Source organism: Allomuricauda sp. CP2A (genome assembly GCF_001683915.1).
In the GTDB taxonomy this organism is placed as follows: domain Bacteria; phylum Bacteroidota; class Bacteroidia; order Flavobacteriales; family Flavobacteriaceae; genus Flagellimonas.
Map to the genome: position 1 here is coordinate 1 of NZ_LXTT01000114.1, position 599 is coordinate 599.

General features: G+C 36.9%; 2 protein-coding genes. Both read right to left on the reverse strand.

Annotation, left to right across the window (positions count from 1 at the left end; translation table 11 throughout):
* Positions 1 to 46 precede the first annotated feature (46 nt).
* Positions 47 to 442, reverse strand: coding sequence for a hypothetical protein (locus tag A7D14_RS13365; RefSeq protein WP_067035507.1), 396 nt, complete (start codon positions 440 to 442; stop codon positions 47 to 49).
* A 25-nt stretch (positions 443 to 467) separates the two neighbouring features.
* The coding region (locus tag A7D14_RS13370) for a type II toxin-antitoxin system HicA family toxin (protein WP_067035509.1) at positions 468 to 599 on the reverse strand (132 nt) is incomplete at its 5' end.

Below are 599 nucleotides of genomic sequence, written 5' to 3' on the forward strand. Positions count from 1 at the left end.
TTATTGGTCTGAACCTCTCTTCTGTATAAACAATGTCAGCCAATGATTAAAGTTCTATTTCTAGAATATCCTTTGCCAAGTCTTTCAATCCGTGTTCTATCTTCTTTCTCTGGGCCTCTCTTGGTTTTTTTAGCCCAGTGGAATAGTGTTGAAGTTGTTTCTGATTAATGCCGGTGATTCGAGCCATCGCAGCAAATGTAAAGACTCCAGAATAGTATTTTAATAAACTCTCTGTGTCAAATTTGAATACCAATTGGTAATCTTCCTCTAAAAATTTAGGCCTATTGGCATCGTCCAAAGTCTTTAAAGTCGCAACGGAATCCATCACAGATTCCTTAACTTCCTTCACATCATCACCCATTGCATATATACCATCAATATTCTCAGAATATGCCGAGTATCCATCTGAAGTTTTCTCAATTGTAATATAAACTGTTTTCATAGTATTTTAGTTTTGTTGAGGCAGTTTACAACCCCATTCTTTTTCTTAGCTTTTTTTCCAGTCCCTTACCCAATTCCTTAGAGCCATGGTTAGGAATAACTTCTTGTTTTCCATCTTTCTCGTAAATTTCATGGCTACCCTTGCCCTGCCTGACAAA

Bases quoted from the DNA above. Each gene is read 5' to 3' on its own strand.
- A7D14_RS13365 (WP_067035507.1), bottom strand. From the start codon at position 442: ATGAAAACAGTTTATATTACAATTGAGAAAACTTCAGATGGATACTCG.